At 34.2% G+C, this 5,176-nt stretch carries 1 protein-coding gene; it reads right to left on the reverse strand.

The window, feature by feature from the left end:
• Nucleotides 1-4,981 (reverse strand): autotransporter-associated N-terminal domain-containing protein (locus tag Q0370_RS11485; protein WP_299575853.1); only part of this gene is annotated, 4,981 nt, incomplete at its 3' end.
• Between the last annotated feature and the right edge of the window lie 195 nt (nucleotides 4,982-5,176).

Here is a 5,176-nt window from a genome sequence, read left to right on the forward strand (position 1 = left end):
CTTTGATTTTGTTATTTTGTTTAGATGGATTTCTCCAGTCTCTTTGAAGGTGATTCAACTCTTTATCCAGTAAGTTTCCAGTAGAGTTGATTCTTTGTTGAACATTTCCGTATTGGTGTCCCATCATTTCATCTGTTGCTTGATAGAATAATGCAGCTTCATTTTTTCCAATTCCATTTAGTTTTTGGAATAGTTCACGTTCTCTTGTTCCAAGATTTTCAACACCGTATCTTTGTTCCAATCCATCCAAGAAGTTGTAAGTATCAGAACTGTTTATTGGTGTTTCTTCTTTTCCAGCCCAAGCTGTATATGGTATTTTAACCATATAAATACTTGTCATTGTTCCATCATTTGGGTTCAATGTTGGTGTTGCAAGCCAGTTTAATCCTCCAGAATAAATATTCCAGTTAGCAACTCCACTTGTTCTAATTGCATTGTTATATGGATCTAAGATTCTAGAATCGTTTATTAAAATTGATTTGCTATTTGTCATTTCTGTTGCTTCTGTACCAATAATCAAATCAGCTTCTTGAGTTAAGTTTCCTAATCCATTAATTGAGTTTGTGAAGTCTTTTCCTGATGTATTTACATAAAGACCAATGCTTGATGCTGATACATCAATTGGATTTGTAGCAAATGTGTTTACTACAACCGGTGTTTGTTGCACTCCGTTTATTGTTACTGTCGCAGTTTGAGCTCCTGCAGGTGCGTCTATTGCTGCTCCACCTACTGATTTACCTGTTGGAGGTGTAGTGAATTCTTGCACAGTATCAGCTTGGTTACTGCTTCCATTTACAGTTATATTACCGTAGTTAGCAATTGTTCCTCCTTTTAAGTATACTCCAACTCCGTTTGCTCCATCTATATTAATAGAACCTGTATTATTAAGTGTTGATCCTTTTCCTAAGTACACACCAACAACATTTGAATAGTTTCCTGAAGCTGTTGAGATAGAACCTGTATTTGTTACAGTCGCTCCGTTATCAGCATAAATACCTGTTGTATTATTTGCATTCAGTACTATGTTTCCTCCATTTGTTGCTGTACTTCCTGCTCCACTTGCGTACATACCGATACTATAGTCACCATTTACGTTTATTGTTCCGTTATTTATAACGTTACCAGTATCACTGTTTTGGTATCCTGCTGCCATACCTATTCCAAATGCGTTTGTTGCTGCATTTGAACCACCAATTGTGATTGTACCTGTATTTGTTGCTGTACCTCCACCAATTGAATAGACACCTACATTTCCGATACCATTTCCAAAGTCCATGTTACCTGAATTTGTTACAGTTCCTGCTGAATAGATACCATAGTTTCCACTACCTGTTGCTGACAAGTTAGTAGAGTTAGTAACTGTTCCTGCAGCATCATTTGAATAAACATAAATATTGTTATCTCCTAATCCAACATTTGCTACTGTTGAATTAATTGTGTTTCCAGTACCTGAATTTGCAATTGCAACTGATGAATTTCCTAAGTTGAATGTTGTTCCGCTGTTTGTTACAGTTTGTCCATTTCCTACTGTATACACACCTACTGCTTCAGAAGCTCCTGTAGCAATTGTTCCTCCAGTAAGATCTACATTTCCAGCTTGAGAATATACACCTACACCTTTATCTCCTACTGTAATTGTTCCTCCTGATACCTTAGAAGCATATCCGAACATACCAATACCACTTTGACCTACTGTTATATTTCCTGAGTTAGATGTAGTATAATTTGTAGCTGTGCTTTCTCCATATAGACCTACACTGTTATCTCCCAATGTAATATTTCCAGTATTTTCAAGAACTGCCCCTGCCGAAAGTGTTGCATCTGGTTTGAATAGCACACCTACTGAATTTGTTCCTGAACTTGTGATAGTTCCTGCATTTGTTACACCTTGAGTTGTTGAACCTTCAGAGTACATACCTGTTGAACTGTTACCCATTGTAATAGTTCCTGTATTTGTTAGGATACTATCTGCTACTCCGTATAGACCTGTTGACGTATCTCCTATTGTAATTGTTCCTGTTGCATTATTATTAAGAACTCCAAATTTAGCATACATACCTGTTGAGTTTGCACCGCTAAGGTTGATTGAACCATCATTGTTTAATGTAACTGCATTTCTGTTAGTTGTCAAGTTTTCTTGTGCAATTGCAGTTTGTCCTGCTTGAGTTCCTGTTATTGTGTTACTGTTATTGTTATCAATTGATGAATTTGAAATTTCTAATTGATTGTATGCATCATTTGCATTATCTAAATCAATTGATTGGTTTAATGCTAATTTACTTAAATATAGCATAAATGTCTTATAGTCATTTCCTACTATGTTTGCTCCTAAAGAACTTGTTAATCCACTACCAGCTGTGTCAGATAAGTTCATAGATACGTCAGAAGCTATAAACAATCTTGATCCGCTTGCCATATTAAGTGTTAAATTGTTTATTGTACCACCAAATGTATTTGATGCCCAAGTTCCTATATCAGATGCTGTAAATGGTGAATATCCGCTACCTTTATAATAGAACGCAGTACCTCTTGTATTAGCATCAGTACCTCCTGCTATATTTGCAGTAGTTGCACCTGTGAAATTAATTTTTCCTGTTCCACCTGTATTATCTGCATAGAATGCCAATGATTTTTGTTCTGTATCAATTGTTGTACCATTTAATTTTACTGTACCACCTTGTGCATATGTATTAAATGCACCTCCTGTAGCTTTTATAGTACCACCTGTAATGTCAACAGTACCTCCGCTTTGACCTAATGCACCAATTGAAGCACTTCCATCAACTGTTATGTCTCCTCCACCAGTTTGTGTGATAGTACCACCATTCATTGCAGCAAGTCCTACTGATCCATCTGTATCACTTGAAGCTGTACCAGTTACATCCACTTTACCACTACTTGTAATTGTAGAATTATCAGCTATCAATGCTTTTACAGAAGCTCCAGTTGCTGAGATTTTTCCTGTACTTGTAGATGTTCCTGCATTTTTTGCAAACATACCTGTAGATTTATCAGCATTTACTGTAATATCAGCTGCCGATGTCATAGCAGTATTAGTGAATATACCAATGTTTTCACTACCGCCTGTTATATTAACAGCATGATTCGTTCCTGTAGAACCTAAATTAACTGTTCCTTGTTTTACAAATATACCTGTATTCTTGCTTCCTGCTATATCTATTTTATAATCATTTAATGCAAATGTATTTCCTGATGCACTTTGGAAATAGACACCTGTATTTTTACTTCCTGAAATATCAAGATTTATTATAGATGCTCTAGATGTTCCTGGCAATGTTGTTACTATATTATCAGCTGAACTTCTACTAAAGGCTGATCCACCATCTAAATCCATCCATCCTTTAAACACTACACCGGCTGAATCTGAACCTGAAATTTTTATAGGATTATTCAACAAGATTTCAGCTGCATTATATGAGTATTTATCATCAACAACAATTCCGTACTGAGTACTTCCTGTCAAGTTAATAGTACCATCATTTATGTACGACCAACCACTATTTGCACCAGATGTTGGAGATTGAATTACCGCAAGAATATCATTTGAACCACCTAAATTAATAGTTCCACCTTGATTGTGGAAATAATGTTGTCTATTAAGATTTCCACCTTCATTAAGCGCTATCCAACCTATATTATTATTTCCTGCTGTTGTTATTGTTCCCTTGTTTACAAATCCAATATTAGCATTTTGAGTTGTAGCGCTATGGTATTGTGAAGTCCATAAAACTAAATTGCTACCATTTAAATTAACATTTTTATTAATCACCCATGTTGAATCTCCATTATTGTCATGTCCATCTGTATGGAACAACCATCTCTGATAACTTGAACTTCCTGTACCTGAGTAGTCAATATCAGAATTTATATTTATTGTATGTCCACCAATTAGTTTCATTACTGAATAATAATTAGCATTTTTTCCAGTAAAATCTAATACAGCAGCTCCGTTATTCTGTTGATTATGATTTAATGCTGGATTAGTTGGATGAGAATATCTACCAGTAAATTTAATACCCTTTGCTTCAAAATCAAAAGTATTACCATTTGCAGTTACTGTTAATTTTCCACCATCCATATCTTGTTGTGCAATAGCTCCGACTAACGAACTTCCATTAGTTGCACTTGCACCTAACGATCCTGTCCATCCTTTATCAAATTTTATAAATTTATTTCCATCTGCAATCCATGCATCATCATCATTCCCTGTTGAAGGAGCTGTGATTGATGGAGGATTTACATTTGGTGCATCTGGTGGAGTGATATTAGGCGTTACTGGTTTAAAGTTTATAGCCTGTGGCAAGTTAGGCTGTGTAGCTGAAAGTGGAGTAACTGTTGGAGCTGTAAATACTCTTGGGTTAATTCCCGCACTTACTTCAAATGCTACAATTGGTTCATTTACTTTTCTAAAACTTGCTATACCATAACCTGACAATCCTTGTCTATTGTTTGATGAAGCTGAACGAGGATTGCTGCTTGTGCTAAGTAATGAATAATTTTTACTTTGAGGTGATATAGATCTCTCATAAGGATCAGTACTTCTTTCAAGTATTCCTTCATATGGATATTTTTCTTTCTTGTCTCCTCTACCTTTGTAAGTACCATTCCAATTATTATTGAAATAATTTATACCATATTGCCAGCTGCTCCAAGGCGATTTAACTACATGGTCTCCTTGTTCTGTTAATTGTATTAATTCTAATGTTGTATCTTTTACTAATTTATTATTTTCTTTTCTAGCTTTTTTAAAATCTGTACGTATTTGATTTATTGAAGAATTTATTTGATTAACCTGATTTTTAATACCTGATTCTTCACTTGCCCCAAATATATTGAACGCAGTAAAAATCATACCTGTCATTAAGAATATTATTAACGCAGAATCAGTATATTTAAAATCTTTCGTTCTTTTCGCAAATGCACGCAAATCTTGCGAAATTTTTCTAAGATTATTTGTCATAACATGTTCTCCTTTTAGATTTTTTTGTGATACTTTTCTTTAATTATTCCTCTGAAATAATATTTTTTTATTTTTGCTTAAACTAGTATTATAATTTCAAAGTTTATTTAAAAAAATATAAATTTTAAATATATCAAAAAGTATTTTTTTAAAGTGTGATTTTTAGTGATTTTAGTGATTCAAAACTTTAATAAT

The sequence above is a fragment of the uncultured Leptotrichia sp. genome (genome assembly GCF_938036635.1).
In the GTDB taxonomy this organism is placed as follows: Bacteria; Fusobacteriota; Fusobacteriia; order Fusobacteriales; family Leptotrichiaceae; genus Leptotrichia; species Leptotrichia hongkongensis.